Source organism: Aggregatibacter actinomycetemcomitans DSM 8324, from assembly GCF_000372365.1.
Classification (GTDB): Bacteria; Pseudomonadota; Gammaproteobacteria; order Enterobacterales; family Pasteurellaceae; genus Aggregatibacter; species Aggregatibacter actinomycetemcomitans.
This window is the reverse complement of the sequence record NZ_AQUU01000033.1, coordinates 1-1069: the sequence shown is the minus strand read 5'-3', so window position 1 is coordinate 1069 and position 1069 is coordinate 1. Positions and strand designations below refer to the sequence as shown.

Annotated in this window: 1 protein-coding gene; it reads left to right on the top strand. The window is 35.7% G+C overall.

The window, feature by feature from the left end; all coding sequences use genetic code 11:
- Nucleotides 1-215: 215 nt before the first annotated feature.
- Nucleotides 216-1069: TrbL/VirB6 family protein (locus A3CS_RS0110705; RefSeq protein WP_019518485.1), on the top strand; the 854-nt coding region annotated here is incomplete at its 3' end.

Genomic DNA, 1069 nt, shown 5'->3' with positions numbered 1-1069 from the left:
GAACATACGACTGAACGTCAAAAAATGTTAGAAGAATGTGAGAAAAAGGCGGAGCCATTAATGGCAAACTCCAATTGTAGTAATGCAAATAAAGCTCAAGCAAGTATTCGTCGTTCGAATATTCGCGGAGGAAATTATTAGGTTAATAAAAAATGAGATTTTTTGAGACTATAGATTAATTCATAACAGACTTACTGACTTCGGTCAGTCAGTCTATGAGTTCAGGTTTTGCTAACTCTCTTTATAGTATAGTTGGCGCTAGTTTATTGCTCTATTATACCCTTAAAGGTTTGGCAATATTTGCAGGCAAAATTGAAGCGCCGGCAAAAGAACTCTTATATGATTTTGCCAGTAAAATGATCATCATTTCTATAATGATGAATTATGGTGGTTATTTAGATGGCGCATTAGCAATAATTGATGATCTCAAAACCAATTTAACCGGTTTTACCGGAAACGGTATAGCCGGTTTAATGGATGACCAGTTAGATCTAGGTACAGATATTGCTAGCCAACTTTTTGACTTAGATAAATCTAAATATGTCCCAGCAGAAGGGTTAGTCGCTTCTGGCTTAGCTTGGATTGGTATTGCCTTTTCTTTGTTTGTACCATTTTTTATATTTATTTTTACAACTATCACATTAAAACTATTAACCGTTACTGCGCCAATTTTTGTTTTCTGTGTGCTATATAATTTCTTACGTAACATGTTTAATAACTGGCTCCAACTTATTTTTGCTAATATTCTTACTGTTATGTTTATCGGTATTTCACTTCGTATGGGAATGTCATTTTTTGGTAAAAATATCACTTCATTACTATCACAAGCTAGTGAACTTAACTTAATAAGGGTCGGATTTGAAATTTTAGGATTTGGTTGTCTTATGGCGTTAATATCCTACCTATCATTAACTTACGCCTCCCAGTTAGCTTCAGTATCTGTTGAAGGTGCAGCTTATTCTGCTGGATTACGTGGAATAGGCGGAATCTTTAGTGGAGCTAAAAATTCTGTACTAAATACCGTCCGTTTTGGTATGGGAGCTGCCGGCACAGGATACAGTCGCGCACC